Source organism: Sphingobacterium sp. UT-1RO-CII-1, from assembly GCF_026711005.1.
Lineage (GTDB): Bacteria > Bacteroidota > Bacteroidia > Sphingobacteriales > Sphingobacteriaceae > Sphingobacterium.
Map to the genome: position 1 here is coordinate 461,618 of NZ_JAPPVJ010000004.1, position 21,736 is coordinate 483,353.

Below are 21,736 nucleotides of genomic sequence, written 5' to 3' on the forward strand. Positions count from 1 at the left end.
TAAACTGAACAAAATGTCTAAGAGAGTTTTTATTGCCGCTGCTCAGCGTACAGCGATAGGTAGTTTCGGGGGGGCTTTGGCTACTCTGTCCGCTCCGGAATTAGGGGCGCATGCGGTTCGAGGAGTAATGAAGCAGTCGGGTATTTCTGCAGAGGAAATCGATGAGCTTTTTATGGGCTGTGTGTTACAGGCAAATGTAGGGCAGGCACCCGCTCGTCAAGTTTCCAAACTGGCAGGCCTGCCGGATAGCGTTACAGCCACAACAGTGAATAAAGTATGTGCTAGTGGCATGAAGGCGGTATCGCTTGCTGTACAAGCTATTTTGTTGGGAGATGCAGAGGTGGTGCTGGCAGGAGGGATGGAAAGCATGAGTCAGACGCCTTATTATGCCCCGGATGCCCGTTGGGGAGCAAAATTCGGTAATCGGTCTTTGGTAGATGGCCTGCAGCATGACGGCCTGACGGATGTATACAGCAATGAGGCTATGGGCGTGTGCGGCGAGTTGTGTGCGGAAAAGTATGGGATAACTAGGGAAGAGCAGGATGTGTATGCTATGGAGTCGTATAAGCGAAGCCGGGAAGCTTGGGAAGGTGGTAAATTTGCACAAGAAGTTTACCCTGTAACTATTTCGACACGCAAAGGAGAGCAAGTTGTGTCGCAGGATGAGGAATTTTCGCAGGTGAGTTTTGACCGTATTCCTACGTTAAGACCGGCTTTTAAAAAGGAGGGAACTATAACGGCTGCTAACGCATCGACAATAAGTGATGGTGCTGCTATGCTTTTGCTTGTTAGTGAAGAAAAATTGAAGCAGTTGGGCCTGACAGCGATAGCTGAAGTGATAGCTTATGCAGATGCAGAACAGAGCCCTGAGTGGTTTACAACGACACCGGCTCTAGCGACAGAGAAAGTGCTGAAGAAGGCGGGGCTTCGTATAGCCGATATGGACTATATTGAGTTTAATGAAGCTTTTGCGGTAGTGGCTTTAGCAAATGCTAAATTATTGGAATTGCCTTTGTCGAAAATAAATGTTTATGGAGGTGCGGTATCTTTGGGGCATCCGTTGGGTTGCTCGGGAGCTCGAATTTTGGTAACGCTAAGCTCGGTGCTGGAACAGGAAAAAGGAACTTATGGTTTGGCAGCTATCTGTAATGGAGGGGGAGGAGCGTCGGCTATGATTATAAAGAGAGTTTAAGCTGTAGCCTGTATACTGATTATTGATGGAAATAACATTGTTCTGCAAGATTGTATGAGTGCGACCTTACAGAACAATGTATTAAAAATTAGTCGGCGTCTGTTAAAGTAACTTTTGCGACCATTTTTTCAGGGCGTTTAGGATTAGGATTTCTATCCTCCGCAAAAATCATGACCGAACCGATTGTATAATTTACTGAGTAATGTACATTTTTGATAGTGGCCGGAATAATATCATAAGTGTTCGGATTGCTAGCAAATTCTAACGCAACCTGAACATTTCCATATTCAAAATACTCTGCATCGAGGTCAGAAATACGTAAATCTATCGAGTATAGTCCTTCTGCTTCTTTAACCCAGTCATTAGATCTAATTTCTTTAACATATGAAACTCCTGGTAAAAAGTTTTGATTGGTGATGTACTCTTTGGTGCAGCTCGTTGTTGTTACTAACGTTGCGCTGGCTAAAAATAGGCCTAGTAAAATCTTTTTCATATTTATTTTCTTTAATAATGCTATGTAAACTGTCTGGTTTATGTAAAATAGACTCTAAAAACCGACAGTGGTTTAATAATCCTAGCAAATAAAAAGCCACAAAAACAGTTTGATGTAAAAAATACTGTTTTTGTGGCTTTTACTAAGCTAGTGAAATTTTAGCTTTTATGCTTGTCATCCGGTTCTGCAGGGATATCAGATTCGATAGAATCATCCGGGTTTTCGGCCTGAACGAATATTTCTTTTTTCTCCTGATCGAAACTGATGGTCAGATGCGCACCTGTTTTGACTTCTCCTTTTAGAATTTCTTCGGCGATAGGGTCTTCCAGGTACTTTTGAATAGCACGTTTTAAAGGTCGTGCACCAAAGTTACTGTCAAAGCCTTTTTCAGCGATGAAATCTTTAGCTTCATCAGATAAGGTAATCTGGTAACCCAATCCGTCTATTCTTGTAAATAGGGATTTGAGTTCTATATCGATAATTTTAAAGATATCTTCTTTTGTCAACGAGTTGAAAACGATGACATCGTCGATACGGTTTAAAAACTCGGGAGCAAAAGTACGTTTTAAGGCAGTTTCAATAACACCGCGCGAATGTGTCTCGGCTTGGTTTATTTTTGCTGTTGTAGAGAATCCCACACCTTGACCAAATTCTTTTAACTGGCGTGCGCCAATATTGGAAGTCATGATGATGATGGTGTTTCGGAAATCTACTTTTCTACCCAAACTATCGGTCAACTGCCCTTCATCTAGCACTTGAAGTAGTAAGTTAAATACATCGGGGTGTGCTTTCTCGATTTCATCAAGCAAGACGACAGCATAAGGTTTGCGACGTACTTTTTCGGTCAGTTGTCCACCTTCTTCGTAGCCTACATAGCCCGGAGGCGCTCCTACTAAACGAGAAATCGCAAATTTCTCCATATACTCGCTCATGTCGATTTGTATCAATGCTTCTTCCGAATCGAACATGAAGCGTGCAAGCTCTTTAGCAAGCTCTGTTTTACCAACACCTGTCGGGCCTAGGAATACAAAAGAACCTATAGGTTTTTTCGGGTCTTTCAACCCGGCACGTGTACGCTGAATTGCTTTTACAAGTTTGCCTACGGCATCGTCTTGGCCGATGATACGTCCCTTTACAGACTCGCCCATATTGAGGAGCTTTTGGCTATCCGATTGGTTTACGCGCTGTACAGGGATGCCTGTCATCATGGAAACAACCTCGGCTACATTATCTTCAGACACGGTATAGCGGCGAGATTTAGCATCTTCTTCCCAGATTGCTTTTTCTTTCTCGAGCTGCTCAAGTAGTTTCTTTTCCGTATCACGCAGTTTCGCAGCTTCTTCATATTTTTGGCTGCGTACAACTTTGTTCTTCTCTACCTTCACCTCTTCTATCTGCGCTTCGATGTCGATAATCGATTGTGGCACATGAATATTATTGAGGTGCACGCGTGAACCAGCTTCATCCAGGGCGTCGATAGCCTTATCCGGAAGGAAACGGTCAGTAATGTAGCGTGTGGTCAATGATACACAGGCTTCTATAGCGTCATCTGTATACGTAACATTATGGTGTTCTTCGTATTTATCTTTGATGCGGTTAAGAATCTCGATAGTTTCATCATGTGATGCAGGCTCGATGACTACTTTTTGGAAACGACGGTCTAAAGCACCATCTTTTTCAATGTATTGGCGATACTCATCTAAGGTGGTAGCGCCGATACATTGTATTTCTCCTCTTGCTAAAGCAGGCTTGAACATGTTGGATGCATCTAACGATCCGGATGCTCCACCGGCGCCGACAATTGTATGAATCTCATCGATGAATAGAATGACGTCAGGAGATTTCTCCAGCTCGTTCATGACGGCTTTCATACGCTCTTCAAACTGTCCGCGGTATTTTGTACCTGCTACAAGCGAGGCTAGGTCTAAAGTAACGACACGTTTATTGAATAGTACACGTGAAACTTTGCGCTGTACAATACGTAAAGCTAGACCTTCCGCTATAGCTGATTTACCTACTCCGGGCTCACCGATAAGAATAGGGTTGTTCTTTTTGCGTCGTGACAAAATCTGCGAAACACGTTCAATTTCTTTTTCACGCCCCACAATAGGGTCTAAACGCTCTTCTTCAGCAGCTTTTGTTAAATCTCTACCGAAATTATCTAATACAGGAGTTTTAGACTTGATATCAGATACTTTTTTCGGTGCAGTAAACTGTTGATCATCATCTGGATAGTCATCGTCTCCGGTAGAAGAACTCGACGCTTCATTTGTATAATCTGCTTTATTCTGCTCGATTTCTCTTTTAAAGATATCATAACTAACATTAAACTGTTGCAGCAGCTGAGAAGCTATGTTCTCTTCGTCCCGTAATATGGCCAACAGTAAATGTTCGGTACCAATGACATCACTTTTGAATATCTTGGCTTCGAGGTATGTTATTTTTAAAACTTTCTCTGCCTGTTTTGTTAAAGGCATATTGCCAATAGGAACACGGGAAATTGAAGAACCTTTAACCGCTTCTTCAATAGACTGGCGGATAGCAGCGATGTCTATCCCCATGTTTTTCAATATTTTTATCGCAACCCCATCGCCTTCACGAATCAACCCGAGCAAAAGGTGCTCTGTGCCGATGTAATCATGACGAAGTCTTAGCGCTTCTTCTCGGCTATAGGAGATGACATCTTTTACACGTGGTGAAAATTTTGCTTCCATTTGTTTACCTTTCCTTATATATATGTGATAGGATATATAAATGTATATAATTTATTATAAATCCCATACTTTCTGCTCTATGAATTTATCAACAATTAAGCCATAGTCCGAAATCTATCAAAATGTCAGTAGTGGGCAATGAAAATTCATTATATTTGCGGAAAAACATATTATTCTATTATAAACTATGTCAGACGAGAAGATCATTTTTTCGATGGCCGGTGTAAGCAAGATTTACCCACCTCAGAAGCAGGTACTAAAAAATATCTACCTTTCATTTTTTTATGGCGCTAAAATTGGCGTTATCGGTTTAAACGGTTCTGGGAAATCATCCCTATTGAAAATTATAGCAGGCTTGGATAAGTCCTACCAGGGTGAAGTAGCATTCACTGCAGGCTATTCGGTAGGCTATTTGGCGCAAGAGCCAGAGCTGGATTTGGACAAGACCGTTATTGAGATTGTAGAGGAGGGAGTTGCTGAAACAAAGGCTATCTTACAAGAGTACGAGGAGATTAATGAGCGCTTTGGGCTACCAGAAGTGTATGAAAATGCAGACGAGATGGATAAGCTGTTGGCTAGACAAGGGGAGTTGCAGGATATTATTGATGCAACAAACGCTTGGGAGCTAGATAGTAAATTGGAGCGTGCAATGGATGCATTACGTTGTCCGGAGCCAGATGCGAAGATAGACAATTTGTCAGGAGGTGAGCGCAGAAGGGTGGCACTTTGTCGTTTATTGTTGCAAGAACCCGATGTTTTATTGTTGGATGAACCGACCAACCACTTGGATGCAGAATCTATTGATTGGTTGGAACAACACTTACAGCATTATAAAGGAACAGTTATCGCTGTGACGCACGACCGTTATTTCTTGGATAATGTTGCGGGATGGATATTGGAGCTGGATAGAGGTGAAGGTATTCCTTGGAAGGGTAATTACTCTTCGTGGTTGGATCAGAAGGCTAAGCGATTGGCTCAGGAAGAGAAACAGGAAACGAAAAGGCAAAAAACATTAGAGCGTGAGTTGGAATGGGTACGTATGGCGCCAAAGGCCAGACATGCGAAATCAAAAGCACGTTTACACAACTATGAGAAGTTAGCTTCGGAAGAAACAAAAGATAGAGAAGATAGATTAGAACTGTTTATTCCGCCGGGGCCACGTTTAGGAAATGTGGTGATTGAAGCTGATAATATTTCGAAAGCGTACGGCGATCGTATCTTATTTGAAAATTTAAGCTTCTCTTTACCGCCTGCCGGAATTGTAGGCATTATTGGTCCTAACGGTGCGGGTAAAACAACATTGTTTAGGTTGATAACCGGACAGGAACAACCCGATACTGGAACATTCAGAGTGGGAGAAACAGTTGTATTAGGTTATGTTGACCAAAATCACGATGATTTAGACCCTGAAAAAACTGTTTGGGAAAATATTACCGAAGGAAACGAAAATATTTTGTTGGGTACTAAAATGGTAAACTCTAGGGCGTATGTTTCTAAGTTTAACTTTAACGGTGCAGATCAGCAGAAAAAAGTAGGCGTATTGTCGGGAGGGGAACGGAATAGGGTGCATTTAGCTATTACGCTGAAAAAATCGTCCAACGTATTGTTGCTGGATGAGCCGACCAACGATATTGACGTGAATACTTTGCGTGCTTTGGAAGAAGGTTTAGAAAACTTTGGTGGCTGTGCAGTGGTTATTTCACACGATAGGTGGTTTTTAGATCGTATATGTACACATATATTAGCTTTCGAAGGCGATTCGCAAGTGTATTTCTTTGATGGAAACTACACGGAGTACGAAGAGAATAGGAAGAAAAGATTAGGCGATATAGGGCCGAAACGGATAAAATATAAGCGCTTAGTAAAATAAGTATGGTTGAATCAACGAAGCTCTTAGAGGCGATTATTCAAAATGCTATCGATGGTATTATTACCATCGATAGCATGGGTATTGTAGAGTCTATAAACCCGGCAGCCTCGGCTTTGTTTGGTTATGCTCCTGAAGAGGTTATCGGTAACAATATATCTATATTGATGCCGGAACCGGATCATAGTAGGCACGACTCTTATATTCATAACTATAAAACGACTGGTGTTAAAAAGATTATAGGGATTGGACGAGAGGTGCGCGGGCGGAAGAAAGACGGTACTACTTTCCCTTTTAGACTTGCCGTGAGCGAGGTTGTGTATGGCGAAAGAAAAATATTTACAGGCTTTATACATGATTTGACAAAAGAGCGGGAAGTCGAAGATAAGCTAAGAAGACATGCCGTAGAGTTGGAGGAGGAAGTAAGCGAGCGTACTAAGAGTTTAATAAAGCTTGTGCTGGAGTTGGAGCGTGCGAAGTCAGATGTCAGTTTCTCGTTGGAAAAAGAAAAGGAATTGAATCAGCTTAAATCACGCTTCGTATCGATGGCATCGCACGAATTTAGAACACCACTTAGTTCGGTGCAGTTATCGGCATCTTTGATAGAACGGTACTTAGAAAAGCCTGATTATGAAAATGTTTTAAAACATACGGGGCGGATCCGGAATGCAGTGCAGTTATTGAACAATATACTGAATGATTTTTTGTCCTTAGAGCAGTTAGAGGCAGGTGGTGTGACGGTGAACAAGAAGGATGTTAATCTGGTGCAGCTAGCCGAAGAGATTACGGAAGAAATGCAAATGATATGTAAGAAAAATCAACATATCGTTTATCAGCATACGGGAGATGTGGGCGTTTTTTATCTGGATAGCCATTTGACCAAAAGCAGCGTCATCAATTTAATATCTAATGCTATTAAATATTCAGGGGAAGATACATTTATTGAGTTTTCAACAGAAATAAATGATAACTTATGTATTGTATGTGTGAAAGATAATGGCATCGGGATACCGCAGGAAGATCAAAAGAGCCTGTTTGAGCCGTTCTTTAGAGCGCATAATACGGGAAATATTCCAGGAACCGGTTTGGGATTGAATATTGTGCGCCGCTATGTGCAATTAATGGGAGGGAAAATGGAGTATTTTTCAGCCCTGAATGAAGGGACGATGTTTAAGATGACTTTTCAGCAGTAATAAAGCTATTATGAGAAAAACTATATTGATTATTGAGGATAATTTTGATATCCGGGAGGGGACAGCCGAGATCTTGTCGTTGGCAGGAAACTATGAAGTGTTGACTGCTGAGAACGGGAAAGAAGGAGTAGATATAGCTTTAAATCAACGACCGGATTTGATTCTCTGCGATATTATGATGCCTGAGCTCGATGGGTATGGAGTGTTGTATATTTTGGCGAAAAATCCGGCTACAGCAGATATTCCTTTTGTTTTTCTTACAGCGAAATCCGAGCGTGCAGATTTGCGTAAAGCCATGGAGATGGGGGCAGATGATTATCTGACGAAGCCTTTTGATGACTTAGAACTTTTGAACGCTATTGAGACCCGCCTGAAAAAACGGGAGAGATTTGTTAGTAATTCACCTACTGTGACATTATCAGGCTTGGGAGAGCACGAACCCGATCAGTTATTGCATGAGCTGGTAGAGAATACAAGAAGAAAACTGTTTAAAAAGAAACATCTTATCTATGAAGAAGGAGATACCCCTCATTTTATTTATTATATCGTGAAGGGAATGGTGAGAAGCTTTTTATTATATCAGGATGGACGTGAATTATCTACAGATATTTACATAGATGATAGTTTTTTTGGCTTCGAGTCGGTGATGCTGAATAGAAAATATACAGACAATGCCGCTGCACTTGAAGACTGTGAAATAGCCCTTATCCCTAAGGATAAGTTTTTTGAACTGTTTTATAATAAACGTAGTATAGCGGATAAATTTATCAAAATGCTTTCTGGGAATATTCATGAGAAAGAAGAACAAATGCTAGCCTTTGCTTATGACACGGTGCGCAAGCGTGTCGCAAATGCTTTAGTGAATGTTGCGGAAAAATCATTAGATGATAACACACAGGATACTGTGACTATACGTATATCAAGGGATGATTTAGCGGCATTAGCAGGTACTGCAAATGAAACAATTAGCCGTATGCTGGCAGATTTTAAGGATGAAGAGTTGATAACGAAAAAAGGTAGTGCGATTTCCATCGGTTCTATAAAAAAGCTGAAAGCAATTAAATATTAGCCTGTTTTAATATGTGCTAAGGAAGGGAAGCCTTCTGCCGGGTGAAGTAAATAATACCGGCAGAAGGCTTTTTTTATGGAGTCTGGTTGTGCCTCGCACTTTGTAGGATGCCCAACGGTAGTCCATATGTTGGAAGATGGATTGTGACCAATATCATTTATTTGCTTGATGCAGTTCATCCTGAGGTTGCTGCTAAGAACTTATTTTTGTTTCTGGTAAAGTATGAATCAAAAAAATCTAATGAAAGCAGTTGTTTACAATATAAAGGAAAACGAAAGAGAGTTGTTGGCTTTAGCAAATGCTAAAGAACATGACTTGACCTTGATTTCTAATCCTTTATCATTGGGGACGATTCATTATTCAATAGGAAAAGAGGCGGTCGTCGTATCATCGGATGATGTGCTGGACCGTGCTATTTTGGATCATTTGAGAAAGGCAGGGGTTCAAAAGATCGTGACACGATCGTTGACCACAGATCATATCGATCTGTATCACGCACAGTTTTTAGGAATGCAGATCGCAAACACGCCTTTTCCGGATCGGAGTCCGAAAGGTATTGCAGAGCAAACTATCCGACACCTTAATTTATGGGGAAGTGGACGCTGTGTCGGGGCGGCCTGCTGTTGCAAAAAAGACTGTAATGTTGTTGTAAATAGAAAGGAAAAAGATGATTAAGGTGCCTGAAGAGTTAATTGCTAAATACAATGTAGCTGCTCCACGTTATACAAGTTATCCGACAGTTCCATTTTGGGAAAATGAAAGTTTTACAGCAACAGGTTGGATGGAGCGATTAAAAATAGCCTATAAACGTTCGGAAAAAGATGGGATCAGTATATATGTACATTTACCGTTCTGCGAAAGTTTATGTACGTATTGTGGATGTAATACACGGATAACAAAGAACCATGCGGTAGAAGATCCTTATATAGAACATGTGCTGAAAGAGTGGGGGATGTATAAAGCAACTTTAGGAGAAGAGTTGGTTATTAGTGAAATTCATTTTGGAGGAGGAACACCTACTTTTTTTGAAGCTACCAATTTGAAGCGCCTAGTAACGGGTTTGTTGGAAAATGCGGTTGTAAGGGATGATGCTACATTTTCGTTTGAAGCGCATCCCGGAAATACGAGTATCGCACATCTGCAAACGCTCTATGATTTAGGTTTTAAACGGTTGAGCTTAGGGATACAGGATTTTGATGATGAGGTGCAGCGGGTAATCAACAGAAAGCAAAGTGTAGAAGATGTGCAACGGGTGATGCGTGATGCCCGCGCTATAGGATATACTTCTATAAACTTCGACCTGATTTACGGATTACCGTTACAAACCCAAGCTTCGGTAGAAGATACTATTCTGCAAGCTTTGCGCTTGTCGCCAGATCGTATTTCATTTTATAGTTATGCGCATGTACCATGGATAAAACGGGGACAGCGTAGTTTCACGGAGAAAGATCTCCCCGTGGGTCAAGAGAAATTAGCACTCTATAAGTTGGGTAAGCAGATGATCGAAGATGCCGGTTATCAGGATGTAGGTATGGATCATTTTGCAAAAGAAGACGATGCTTTGTGTGTGGCAGCCGCTGAGGGTAAGCTTCACCGTAATTTTATGGGCTATGCTGACCGCTATGTTCCGGTCATGATCGGTCTAGGAGTATCTTCGATCAGCGATGCATGGACAGCTTTTGCACAAAATGTAAAGACGGTGGAGGAATATTATAAAATGTTGGATGAAGATAAACTGCCCGTAGTAAAAGGGCACTTCTTGACAGCAGATGATTTGGTGATACGTGGCTATATTTTGGATATGATGTGCCGGGGAAATCTTATATTGCAGAAGGATTTTTATTTGAATCAAGAAATTATAGAACGCCTGCAGCCTTTAATAGCTGATGGGTTGGTAAAAGTACAGGGCGGAAGAATTTGGGTAACAGACTTAGGAAAGTCTTTTTTAAGAAATATTTGTATGACTTTTGATCAGCGGTTACAAGATTCAAAGTCGGATAAACAGCTTTTTAGCCAAGCTATTTAATGTTGTAGAATGACACCAGTAGAACAGAAAGCTAAAACTATATGTTACCATTGCGGTGATCCGGTAGTTGATACACCTTACCTTTTAGATAACCACGATTTTTGTTGTTTAGGTTGTCAAACGGTTTATCAAGTGCTGAACGATAATAATATGGGAAGTTATTATCGGTATAATACTCACCCAGGGAAATCTCAGAAGGGAGACCATGCAGACTTATCTTATTTGGATGAGCCTAATATTATGGCAAAGTTGGTCGACTTTAAAGATGAAAATATTTCGATAATTACATTTTATATTCCGGTAATTCACTGTAGTTCCTGTATTTGGCTGTTGGAGCATTTGTACAAATTAGAACCAGCTGTTGTAACATCCCGTGTTGATTTTATGAAAAGGCAGGCTACTGTTACTTTTAAACATACTGAAGCTTCGCTTCGTGAACTGGTTTCTTTATTGGTAAAGATCGGTTATGAGCCGAAAATAACTTTGCAGGATGTTGTAAAGGAAACCAAGCATAAAAACCAGAATCGGTTGGTTACGAAGATTGCGGTAGCGGGTTTCTTTTTCGGGAATTCGATGATGTTGAGTTTCCCTGAGTATTTCGGAATGGATGCTTTTGAGAAGCAATATTCAAATTTATTCGGTTACTTGAATTTATTGTTTGCTACGCCCGTTCTGCTGTATAGTGCGTCTGATTATTTTAAATCGGCTTGGGCCAGTTTAAAACAAAAGCAGTTAAATCTAGATGTGCCTTTGGCCTTGGGGATTTTAGTTATTTATATACGTACGGCTGTTGAAGTATTGACACATTCGGGAGCAGGCTTTGCCGATACGCTCTGTAGTTTGGTGTTTTTTATACTTATTGGTAAGTGGGTACAGGAGCGTACGTATTATCATATTTCTTTCGAACGGGACTATCGATCCTATTTTCCGGTAGCCGTGACGCTGATAAAAGATGGTGAGGATAAGCCAATACAGATTGCGGATCTTAAAGTAGGAGATCGTATATTGGTGCGTAACAATGAAATAATTCCTGCGGATGCCATCTTGTTAAAGGGAACAGCTTCGGTTGACTTTAGTTTTGTTACGGGCGAATCGAAGGCCGTTGATAAAACATTGGGTGAAGTTATTTATGCAGGGGGAAGACAGGTTGGTGAAGCAATCGAGCTTGAGGTTGTTAAAGCTGTTTCACAAAGTTACCTCACGCAATTATGGAACAATGAAAGTTTCAAAAGTTATGAGAAACAGTTCGATACTTTTATCGGGTTTATTAGTAAATACTTTACCATAGGTCTGGTGAGTATTGCTGTTATCGCCTGTATCTTTTGGTTGGTAGGGGGCGATAGCTCTAAAGCCTGGGGGGCTTTTACGGCAGTCTTGATTATTGCCTGTCCCTGTGCGTTAGCTTTGAGTTCGCCATTTACGCTATCCGCTGCTCTAAGTATTTTTGATAAGAATAAATTTTATATTAAAAATACAGCTGCAATAGAAGAGATGGCAGCAATAGATTGTGTGGTTTTTGATAAGACCGGAACAATATCTTCGCCAAAATCGTCATCCATGTTTTTTGAAGGGCATTTGAGCACTGAAGAGCGTAAAATGGTTGCATCTGTTTGCCGCAATTCGAGCCATCCTTTAAGTAGAGAAATTGTGAAGTGGGTAGGGACTACAAAGTTTGATAACCTAAGTACTTATGAGGAAATTGTAGGGAAGGGAATGCGTGCCGAGTTGGATGGAAAGACTTTAAAAATAGGCTCTCCGAGTTTTGTGGGGGTGAAGGCAGATGAAAAGAACGGAACAGTTGTGTATGTATCCATAGACGAAGAAGTGAAAGGCTTTTTTACGCTAGAGCAAGCGTGGAGGGAAGGCCTTGTGCAAGTGGTGGGCTCATTGGATAAAAGCCACGAATTACATCTTATATCTGGGGACAATGAGCGTAGAGAAGACGCGTTACGTTTGATTTTTCCAGATAAGGCTGAGTTGTTATTCAATCAAACGCCGGTGGATAAGTTGGACAAAATAGGATATTGGCAAGGGAAGGGTAGGCAGGTATGTATGCTGGGCGATGGGTTGAATGACGCAGGCGCTTTGCGTAAAGCTGATTTGGGTATAGCAGTTTCAGATGATATCAATAATTTTTCGCCAGGATGTGATGCTATATTGGATGGAGATTCCTTTTATAAGTTGCCAAAGTTTTTCAACTTTGCTAAAGATGCTGTTAAAGTTATACATATGAGCTTTGCAATATCTTTAATGTATAACGTCATTGGGATAAGTTTTGCGGTGCAAGGCACAATGTCGCCCTTAGTGGCTGCTATATTGATGCCTATAAGTACTGTTACGATTATTTCATTTACGAGTTTAACAACACGTTCGTTTGCTAAAAGAAGGAAATTGTTGTAATTTTAAAAAACTGTAATCATGAGTATTATATTTTTTCTAATTGGCTGTAGTATATTGTTAGCATTAGGATTTCTATGTGCTTTTCTGTGGGCAAATAAAACAGGACAGCATAATGATACCTATACGCCGGCTATTAGAATATTATTCGATAATGAGAAGGAAGAAGTTGTGAGAGATATAGATGGGAAGGTTGAAGCTGGAGATGATGGAAATGCGGAGTGCAAATAAGCTATAAAACACAAAATGCTTTATTTTAATAAAGCACCTCTTTTTTCGTCTGTTAATTATTTACTAATCTTTGATGGCACGTTTGCCTTTCTCTTCAGGCATGGGCTGAATAAAACCCCAATTGGTCATGTAGAACATATAAGGGTTTTTCTTTAGTAGGGATGTTTTCTTCTTTTCTTTTTTAATCATACATAAACCTTTCTTTAATATTATAATAGATAATATACAAAAAACATTCCAATAATCAAAACGGAGATGATGATATAGAGAGGTTTACATAGTTTTGATAGTTATAATTAGGTGGAAGTATGGCTGTTCTTCCATTTTTCACGAGCCCATTTTTGTAAGTCTTCTATGTCGTCAGACTCATCGGTTATTTCAAGTCCGAGTACAGTTTCAATTAAGTCTTCCATAGTAACGATACCACTCGTGCCACCATATTCGTCCACTATTAAAGCAATATGTTCTTTTTGTAGGATTAGTTTTTCGAACACTTTTGATGTGCTGGCTGTTTCAGGTTTTACAATAAATTTGCGAGCAATAGAAGATAGACTTTTATCGCCGTTGCCTTCGATTATATTTTGTAAGATTTCGTCTTTTAGTACATATCCTCTAATATCATCCATGGAGTCGGCGTAAAGAGGGATACGTGAGAAACGTAGGTTATCAGTGTCATCATAAAACTCGCGAATGGTTTGGTCTTGTGAAGCAGCTATAATAACTGTACGTGGAGTCATTACTGAACTAACTTTTAGGAGGTTGAAGCGTAATATATTATTAATGATCGTATATTCTTCTTCCTTTAGAGCGCCATCTTTATTGCCAATTTCAGCCATAACAGAGAAATCTTCTCTACTTAAAACATTGGCTTCTTTGTTCTTATTGAGTATTTTGGTAATGAGTTGAGAAAATAGTACGATAGGGTAAAGCAGTATTATCATGATTTTTACCACTTTTACGGTAAATGGCGTAAGCTGCTTCCAATAATTGGCACCTAGTGTTTTTGGGATAATCTCTGTTAATATTAATATGAGAATAGTTAAGACAATGGATACAATTGTTAATGATTTATCTCCCCATAGTAATTGCGCCTGTGCCCCAACTCCGGCAGCGCCTATGGTATGGGCAAAGGTATTGAGAGTTAATATAGCTGCTAAAGGTTTGTCGATATTGTTTTTAAACTTTTGCAAGTCCTTGCCCAAACGGGGTTGTGTTTTGCTAACAATACTAACATGTGACGCGGTGATACTTAATAAGGTTGCTTCGATTAAGGAGCAAAGGAAAGACATTGTTAGTGCAATGCCTAAATAAACGAGGAGTAGTGTCATTAGTGATATGAAGTCCAACAGCAAATATAATTGATAGAAGAATGTGATAACTGAGGTAGAACGTCATTTTTTAGTAAATATTTTTATCGCTTAATCATTTTTTGCCTAGGTAGGTTAATTTCGTGCGCTTGTGGGTATGGCTGTCGGTAGGTCATACTCAGATCTTCTTTAAGTTTGTTTTGAACGTCGTATTGTTTTTCCTTATGGTGAGTGTAACGCGGATCGGGTATAAAAGGCATTTTTGCCATTTTGTGGATAGTAATTGTTGGGAAATGAAAATCCACTTCTACTGTTCCGAGTAAAAGATAACATCCTCCACCTTGGAAAGGGTAGTTTTGTAAAGAATCGGGGAAATGTGCTGTGTCAAAATAATCGCCTTTAGCATCTATCCAAGTGCCAAAGTACATGGTTCCGAGCTTGGTGGGTACGTGTTTTCGTGCAATCAGATAAGCCAACATCTTCACTTGTTGTTTGTGTTTGCTCAGTAGGTCTGCCACGAAGACGTCGCCTCGATATTTTGTTTGCAGTAAGTCGAAAAAGCTGTGAGAAATAGGAAAGCCTAAAAATTCAATTTCGTCAAAAGCATCCTCATAAAGGGAGCGTTCAAGTTTGGGTAGTTCATATTCTTTAGTAGGCTCATCGAGTAATAAAAGGCTGCGGTATTCGGGTCTGAAATTGCTGAGTAAAAGCCGGGCAGCAACTAATAATTCGTTTTTTGTTTTTTCTGTAAAGTTAAATGCACCGACGAGAATTAGCGTTTGTATACTTTCTATGCCTATTGGGATACGGCGGATAAAATCTTCGATTGATTTGTACAGGCCGTTACGCTGTCGTTCGGCAGGGATAAGATCTGCAAGTTTTTTCTCTATATGTTGTAAGTGCATAAACCCGAGGTAAATGTCTTTGCCGTAAAGTGTTGTTTCATAGTCACTGTTGTTTACGCAGGGAGGGTGGATGTTTCCGCCGGACATTTTTGCTTCATGTACATAGACTTCTGTGCGATAAAAACCGCCCATATTATTGATAACGGCAACAATAAACTCTAAAGGGTAATATACTTTTAAGTACAGGCTTTGGTAGCTTTCCGTTGCGTAAGAAGCAGAGTGGGCTTTGCAGAATGAAAAACCTGCAAAGGACTCGATTTGTCTATATACTTCCTGACTTAATTCTTTTGGGTGGCCTTTGCGGGCTGCCGAATTGAAGAAGTTGGTTTTTACCTGCTCTAAGTTGAGGGAAGAATGTTTTTTACCGCTCATAGCACGTCTTAGAATATCGCCATCAGCAGGAGAAAGCCCACCGAAATGAAGAGCGATTTTGATAACATCTTCCTGATAGACCATTATGCCATAAGTTTCGCCCAAATGCTCTTCAAAAATAGCATGAAAGTAATCAAACTGATCAGGGTTGTTGTGGCGGAATATGTACTCTCTCATCATTCCAGATTGTGCAACGCCTGGCCTGATAATAGAGGAAGCAGCGACTAAAGTTTTATAATTATCACACTTTAATCGACGCAGTAAACCCCGCATGGCCGGGCTTTCTATATAAAAACAGCCGATCGTATTGCCGGTACTAAGGTGTAGATTACACTGTTCCTCATTTTTAGATATACTGGTGTTTCGTATGTCAATATCAATACCTTTATTTTTTTTTATAAGCCGCACAGCATCATTGATATGTCCTATACCACGTTGGGATAGAATATCATATTTTTCTAAGCCTATGCTTTCCGCTACATACATGTCAAACTGAACAATAGGAAATCCTTTTGGCGGAATCTCTAAAGCAGAGTAATGGGTGAGGGGTTCTTCAGAAATAAAAAGTCCGCAGGCATGCATGCTGCGTTGATTTGGAAAGCCGGATAACATGTGCGCATAGCGATGAATGGCTTTTGTGATCTTATTATTGTCGTGACTATCTGTAGGGTTTGCACTGAGCTGGTCGAGCTCTTCTTTTGGGAGACCAAATACTTTGCCTATTTCTCTAAAAATAGAACGATGTTTGAAATATACATTTGTGCCACAGAAAGCAACATGATCCCGGCCGTAGCGATCAAAAATATATTGTAAAATAATATCTCTTTCTTGCCAGCTCCAATCGATATCAAAGTCGGGCGGAGCATTGCGGTCGAGGTTTAAGAAGCGTTCAAAATATAGGTCGAGCTCCAAAGGACAGATGTCGGTAATACCCAAACAGTAAGCGATAATACTGTTCGCTCCGCTTCCTCGCCCAATATGCATAAACCCCATGTTGTTGCTATAGCGTATAATGTCCCATGTAATTAAAAAATAGGCACTGAAATTTAATTGGTGAATGATATTTAGTTCATGTTCAAGCCTTTTTGTTGCTTCTGTATGCTGTTCTCCATAGCGTTTAAGAAGACCGTCATATGCTAAGCTGCGAAGTAGTTTGATGTCATCAGCTTGATTTTTGGTATAATGTTTCTTGTTTTTCTTTGCTTTAAAGTCAAATTCAAAATTACATTCATCAATGATATACTGCGTATTCTCTATAATGACAGGATATGCAGCGTATGTAGAAATAAGCTGATCTAGCGGCTGCATGCTATCTGTAGGAGCGCAAAAATCAGTATCGGTTAAGGTAGATAGTAATGCATTATTATCAATAGCACGAAGAATGCGATGTAGGTTGTGCTCTTGTTTATTGCGGATAGTAACCGGTTGTAGAATAACCATTTTAGGAATAAGATCCTGTAGTTCCTTTTTAATAAGTAGTGTGAGTTGATCAGGGCGGATACCGATATATTCGTCTTTTTTTAGTTGCTCAGGGATGTTGCTTAGGGGGTATATGGTGAATACCTCTTTAAATATAGGGGTTTGATGAGGTAAGGGAGTCGCATTGAAGTTATGCTGTGTTAGGAATTGACATATTTCGCCTATTCCACTTTGCTTTTTTACTAAGGCAATATATAGAAGACGGTTGTCTTTGCGGAACTCCATGCCTACTAACGGTTTAATATCTTTTTCCCAGCACTTTTTGACAAAATCATAGATGCCAGTTACGGTATGTATATCGGTTAAAGCTAAAGCCTTCAGGTTGTTTTTTTTAGCCTCTAGGATTAAATTGTCTATAGAAATGGTTCCAAAGCGTAGGCTATGGTGAGAGTGACAATTGATATACATGTTTATTGCTTTTTGGTAATTGATTCAAACCCGAAGCCCCGACTGATTTTGTTGTCGCCGAATTTGTTTTTAATATGATCCATGGCTTGGTAAAGCGCAATTAACTCTTCTGTATTTTCAAAAAGGCTGATTTGTAAATTTCCTCGTACGAGTCCTGTTAGCCGTATGCCGATTAAGCGGATCCGCATGCGGCGTGTATAAAGTTTATGAAATAAGTCCAGTACAGCCTGTTTGAGTATGTGGTCGGCAGAAGTATAGGTTATTTGACATTGTTTAGTCTCTGTGTCGAAGTTAGCATAACGCAGTTTGAGAACGACTACAGAGGTTAGCCATTGTTCTGAACGCAGTTGGTAGGCCAATTTTTCTACCATAGCCGCAATTAAGTTTTTAAGCATAGCGGTGTTTGTGGTGTCTTGATCGAAAGTGTGTTCGTTTGATATTGATTTTCGTTCGGTATAGGGCTCTACAGCTGTATAATCTATGCCGTTTGCTTTTTTCCATAAGTCCAGGCCATTTTTGCCTAAAATCTGCTGCAGTATATGTACAGGCATGTCGGCCAATGTATGTATGGTACGTATGCCTATACGTGATAAGAGTCGGAAAGTCGTATCGCCGACCATGGGTATTTTTTTTATAGAAAGAGGGGATAGAAATGATTTAACCTGTTCTTGTTGAATTTCTTTTTTCCCGAAAGGTTTAGCTTCTCCGGTACCAATTTTTGCGACTGTTTTATTAATAGATAGCGCAAAGCTAACGGGTAGTCCTGTATGCTGTGTTACTGAGTTCATTAATTCTTCTGTCCAGCGATAAGCACCGAAAAACTTATCCATCCCTGTTATGTCTAAGTAATGCTCGTCAATACTTGCTTTCTCAACCAAAGGAGCTTTTTCTTCAATAATTTCTGTAACTGTATGAGATAGTTTGCTGTATAGCTCCATATCTCCTTTGATAACTTTGGCTTCAGGGCATAATTTTAAAGCCATTTTAATCGGCATAGCCGAACGTACGCCGTAAAACCGGGCTTCGTAGGAACAAGAGGCAACCACGCCGCGATCACCGCCTCCTATTATGACAGGTATTTTTTCTAGGCTGCTATTGTGCAGTCTTTCACAGGAAACAAAAAAAGTGTCTAAGTCCATGTGTACTATTGTACGTTCCATATGCTGTAGTTGATATAGTATTATATATGCAAAACTATATTAAATGCTAATTATTTTAGTATATTTGTTGTTCAATTTTAGAACAATGTTGTATTTAGCTGAAAATATGAAGTATTTGCGGGCAGGTAAGAAAATGTCGCAAAAAAGCTTAGCTGATGCATTGGGAATTACAAGAGCACGGTATTCGAAGTATGAATATAGGCTGGCTGAGCCACCAGTTGATATTTTAATACGGTTAGCCCGCTATTATGCTATTAGTATAGATGACCTGATTACGCAGGATCTATGTTTAAAAAGTAGATCACACGAACCCGACTTATAAAAAAAAGCTGTTTCTTTTTATGATACAGCCCTTTTTTATAAGTATGTCGTGAAGGTCTATTTACATCTCACGTTCTACATCTTTATCTCCTCTTCCGGAGATGTTGATAATAGCTAAAGAATTTTTGTTTTTTAATAATTTAACGGCTAATGCTACAGCGTGTGCACTTTCTATTGCTGTAGTAATACCTTCTAGGCGCGATAGTAATTTATAAGCTTCAATGGCTTCTTGGTCGGTGATAGGGTGATAGTTTGCTCTGTTTGTATCTTTTAAATGAGCGTGTTGTGGCGAGATGCCAGGGTAATCTAACCCTGCGGCTATAGATTGTGAAGGAATGGGATCGCCATTGTCATCAACTAAGCAATAGGAGCGTGTGCCCTGAAAAATAGCAGGCTTACCAAAAGATAGGGTGGCTGCTGTATGTGGGTAAGTTCCTTGCCCACCACCTTCTGCGCCGTGTATTTCTACACTTTTATCGTCTAGAAAAGCGGAGAATAAACCGATGGCATTAGAGCCACCTCCGATAGAAGCAAATATGCTGTCGGGTAAGCGATTTTCAAAATCTAAAATCTGCTGTCTAGCTTCTTCACCGATAACTGACTGAAAGTAGCCAACCATTTTAGGGTAAGGATGTGGCCCTACGTGTGAACCTAGCAGGTAAAAAGAGCTTGGATTTTCTATATAATAACCTAAAGCTGCATCTACTGCATCTTTTAATGTTTTACTTCCTAGCTCTGTAGCGATTACCTCGGCACCTAATAGGCGCATGCGGCGTACGTTTAGTGCCTGACGTTCCACGTCTATGGCGCCCATAAATACTTTACAAGGTATGTTTAATAGAGCTGCTGCGGTAGCAGTGGCTACACCATGTTGTCCGGCTCCTGTTTCGGCAATAATTTCTTTGGCTCCCATTTTTTTTGCCAGTAAAATTTGCCCGATACAGTTGTTTATTTTATGAGAACCTGTGTGGTTTAAGTCTTCTCGCTTTAGATAGATTTTGGAACCGACATACTCACTTAGGTTTTTAGCGTAAAATAAGGAAGAAGGGCGACCTACATAGTTTTTTAAAAGTTGAATAAACTCTTTCTTAAATTCATCTTTTTGTACTTCATTGTCAAAGAAATCAGCTAACTGCTGTAGTTGTTTTTCTAAAACAGGCGGTATATAGGCTCCACCATATTCGCCATACGTGCCTTGGTGAGTCAACATGCTCGGGTTAGGTCTTACTTCTATCATTTTGTTGAGGGTTATTATAAAATATGTAATAAAAAAATAAATATATCCTTTTTATGCGAAATAGAAGGAAGATAAGCGATGCTTTTCTTTTTATTATCGGAATGGGCTTTTAGAAGCTGTGTTTTTTATTGTGTACAGTTATCTAGGTGTGATAGGGGATATGGGGTTATTTAAATGAATACCGCTGAATTATTTTTGAGGTTTTAATAAATTATTTTGGCTTTGCCCCCTTTTTTTATCTGCTTTTTGTTGGAAAACGTTGCTTTTAGTGATCTGTTTTTCACTTTCAGTGTTCCCTTTTTCGCTTTTAGTGATCCCTATTTGTGTTTTAGTGATTGGTTTTTATTGAGTAGTGATCGGTATTTTGGTTTTAGTGATCACTATTTAGCTCGAAGTGATCCCTTTGCGGCTCCATGTGATCAGTAGTTTCGAACTAGTGATTGCTTTATGTTAAGAAGTGATCACCTTTTCTAACAAAGTGATCCCTTTTTGCTACAAAGTGATCACTTGTTGGCTCATTGTGTTCACTTGTTGTGTAAAGGTGATCACTATGCGTGCTGAAGTGGTCGCAATTTAGTGCAAAGTGAACACATTTTCCTGTAAAGTGATCCCTTCTTGCTAGAAAGTGATCACTTGTTGGCTCATTGTGATCACTTATTGTGTAAATGTGATTGCTTTTTGTTAACAGGTGATCACTCGATCGTACAAAGAAGTCGCTGAACGTGACAAAGTGATCCCTTTTTGTGGCGCTTTGTTCGTTATTACTGTCCGGTTGTTATTATTTAATTAAATTATTGTTCACAGGACCAGCGTTTTGCGGGCATTGTTTTTATTAAATCAATATTTGTTTTGGAAGTGATGTGTTAATTTCTCTATCTTTGCACCACTCCGCAAGGGAGGGACGGTTTGAAAAGATGATAAAAAGCAGGAAGGGAGCAGCGTTTAACGGTGTTCAGGATGCGATTAAGGCTTAGTCTTAGCGCTTACTTTTAACCTTTCGGAAAGCTTTAAAAATAAATTTCACATTTATTTTGCAGATATCAAAAAGGTTCTTACCTTTGCAGTCCCTTCGGAAACGTAGGGTGTTGATCCCGCAAGGGGATCAGGAAAACAAAACAGACAAGTACAGATCTTCGGATCTCGAAACATATAGCCAAAGTGCGACACGGCGGCGATTAAAGTTCTTTAAGGAAATGATCATGTAGCGTAACGAGTAGTTGTAATTAACGAAAGTTATAATAAAAACAACCTAGTCAATAGATCAGAAATAACAGACGATTCTAATTATTTTATAAATAGTTAGGTGTCAACAATTCATTTTTACAATGGAGAGTTTGATCCTGGCTCAGGATGAACGCTAGCGGC

Annotated in this window: 16 protein-coding genes; 9 read left to right on the forward strand and 7 right to left on the reverse strand. The window is 39.9% G+C overall.

Annotation, left to right across the window (positions count from 1 at the left end; all coding sequences use genetic code 11):
- The first annotated feature begins 13 nt into the window (after positions 1-13).
- Positions 14-1,192: a thiolase family protein gene (locus ORI89_RS11690; RefSeq protein ID WP_268230665.1), complete on the forward strand. Its 1,179-nt coding sequence runs from the start codon at positions 14-16 to the stop codon at positions 1,190-1,192.
- An 88-nt stretch (positions 1,193-1,280) separates the two neighbouring features.
- Here the strand turns inward: ORI89_RS11690 and ORI89_RS11695 are convergent, their stop codons facing one another.
- Together ORI89_RS11695 and ORI89_RS11700 are read right to left on the reverse strand one after the other, a co-directional pair.
- The gene (locus tag ORI89_RS11695) at positions 1,281-1,685 is read right to left on the reverse strand and encodes a hypothetical protein (protein ID WP_268230666.1); all 405 of its coding nucleotides are present in this window, start codon (positions 1,683-1,685) and stop codon (positions 1,281-1,283) included.
- A gap of 158 nt (positions 1,686-1,843) precedes the next feature.
- Positions 1,844-4,399, reverse strand: a complete 2,556-nt coding sequence (locus ORI89_RS11700) for an ATP-dependent Clp protease ATP-binding subunit (RefSeq protein WP_268230667.1) — start codon at positions 4,397-4,399, stop codon at positions 1,844-1,846.
- A gap of 187 nt (positions 4,400-4,586) precedes the next feature.
- On the opposite strand from ORI89_RS11700, the gene ettA reads away from it, so the two are divergent.
- The 7 genes from ettA to ccoS all read left to right on the forward strand — a co-directional run bounded on the left by ettA (position 4,587) and on the right by ccoS (position 13,182).
- On the forward strand, positions 4,587-6,269 hold the full coding sequence (gene ettA / locus ORI89_RS11705; RefSeq protein ID WP_268230668.1) for an energy-dependent translational throttle protein EttA: 1,683 nt from the start codon (positions 4,587-4,589) through the stop codon (positions 6,267-6,269).
- A 2-nt stretch (positions 6,270-6,271) separates the two neighbouring features.
- Positions 6,272-7,459: a PAS domain-containing sensor histidine kinase gene (locus ORI89_RS11710; RefSeq protein ID WP_268230669.1), complete on the forward strand. Its 1,188-nt coding sequence runs from the start codon at positions 6,272-6,274 to the stop codon at positions 7,457-7,459.
- 10 nt (positions 7,460-7,469) lie between these two features.
- Complete coding sequence (locus ORI89_RS11715) at positions 7,470-8,528, forward strand: response regulator (protein WP_268230670.1); 1,059 nt, start codon at positions 7,470-7,472, stop codon at positions 8,526-8,528.
- A 240-nt stretch (positions 8,529-8,768) separates the two neighbouring features.
- Complete coding sequence (locus ORI89_RS11720) at positions 8,769-9,203, forward strand: lactate dehydrogenase (protein ID WP_268230671.1); 435 nt, start codon at positions 8,769-8,771, stop codon at positions 9,201-9,203.
- The gene (gene hemN, locus ORI89_RS11725) at positions 9,196-10,554 is read left to right on the forward strand and encodes an oxygen-independent coproporphyrinogen III oxidase (protein ID WP_268230672.1); all 1,359 of its coding nucleotides are present in this window, start codon (positions 9,196-9,198) and stop codon (positions 10,552-10,554) included. Before ORI89_RS11720 ends, hemN begins: the two co-directional genes overlap by 8 nt.
- A 9-nt stretch (positions 10,555-10,563) precedes the next feature.
- Positions 10,564-12,954, forward strand: coding sequence for a heavy metal translocating P-type ATPase (locus ORI89_RS11730; RefSeq protein ID WP_268230673.1), 2,391 nt, complete (start codon positions 10,564-10,566; stop codon positions 12,952-12,954).
- Between the two features lie 18 nt (positions 12,955-12,972).
- Positions 12,973-13,182, forward strand: a complete 210-nt coding sequence (ccoS, locus tag ORI89_RS11735) for a cbb3-type cytochrome oxidase assembly protein CcoS (protein ID WP_268230674.1) — start codon at positions 12,973-12,975, stop codon at positions 13,180-13,182.
- Between the two features lie 63 nt (positions 13,183-13,245).
- Here ccoS and ORI89_RS11740 read toward each other — a convergent pair whose 3' ends face one another.
- From ORI89_RS11740 to dinB, 4 genes are all read right to left on the reverse strand, one after another.
- A complete protein-coding gene (locus ORI89_RS11740) occupies positions 13,246-13,371 on the reverse strand; it encodes a hypothetical protein (RefSeq protein WP_268230675.1) in 126 nt (41 codons plus the stop codon).
- A 107-nt stretch (positions 13,372-13,478) separates the two neighbouring features.
- Positions 13,479-14,510 (reverse strand): CNNM domain-containing protein, encoded by a 1,032-nt coding sequence (locus tag ORI89_RS11745; RefSeq protein ID WP_268230676.1) that lies wholly within the window; start codon positions 14,508-14,510, stop codon positions 13,479-13,481.
- A gap of 83 nt (positions 14,511-14,593) precedes the next feature.
- Positions 14,594-17,653 (reverse strand): DNA polymerase III subunit alpha, encoded by a 3,060-nt coding sequence (locus ORI89_RS11750; RefSeq protein WP_268230677.1) that lies wholly within the window; start codon positions 17,651-17,653, stop codon positions 14,594-14,596.
- Positions 17,654-17,655: 2 nt separating this feature from the next.
- On the reverse strand, positions 17,656-18,813 hold the full coding sequence (dinB, locus tag ORI89_RS11755; RefSeq protein ID WP_268230678.1) for a DNA polymerase IV: 1,158 nt from the start codon (positions 18,811-18,813) through the stop codon (positions 17,656-17,658).
- Positions 18,814-18,898: 85 nt separating this feature from the next.
- Between dinB and ORI89_RS11760 the strand changes: the two genes are divergently transcribed.
- On the forward strand, positions 18,899-19,135 hold the full coding sequence (locus tag ORI89_RS11760; RefSeq protein WP_268230679.1) for a helix-turn-helix domain-containing protein: 237 nt from the start codon (positions 18,899-18,901) through the stop codon (positions 19,133-19,135).
- A gap of 60 nt (positions 19,136-19,195) precedes the next feature.
- Here ORI89_RS11760 and trpB read toward each other — a convergent pair whose 3' ends face one another.
- Positions 19,196-20,371 (reverse strand): tryptophan synthase subunit beta, encoded by a 1,176-nt coding sequence (gene trpB / locus ORI89_RS11765; RefSeq protein WP_268230680.1) that lies wholly within the window; start codon positions 20,369-20,371, stop codon positions 19,196-19,198.
- Between the last annotated feature and the right edge of the window lie 1,365 nt (positions 20,372-21,736).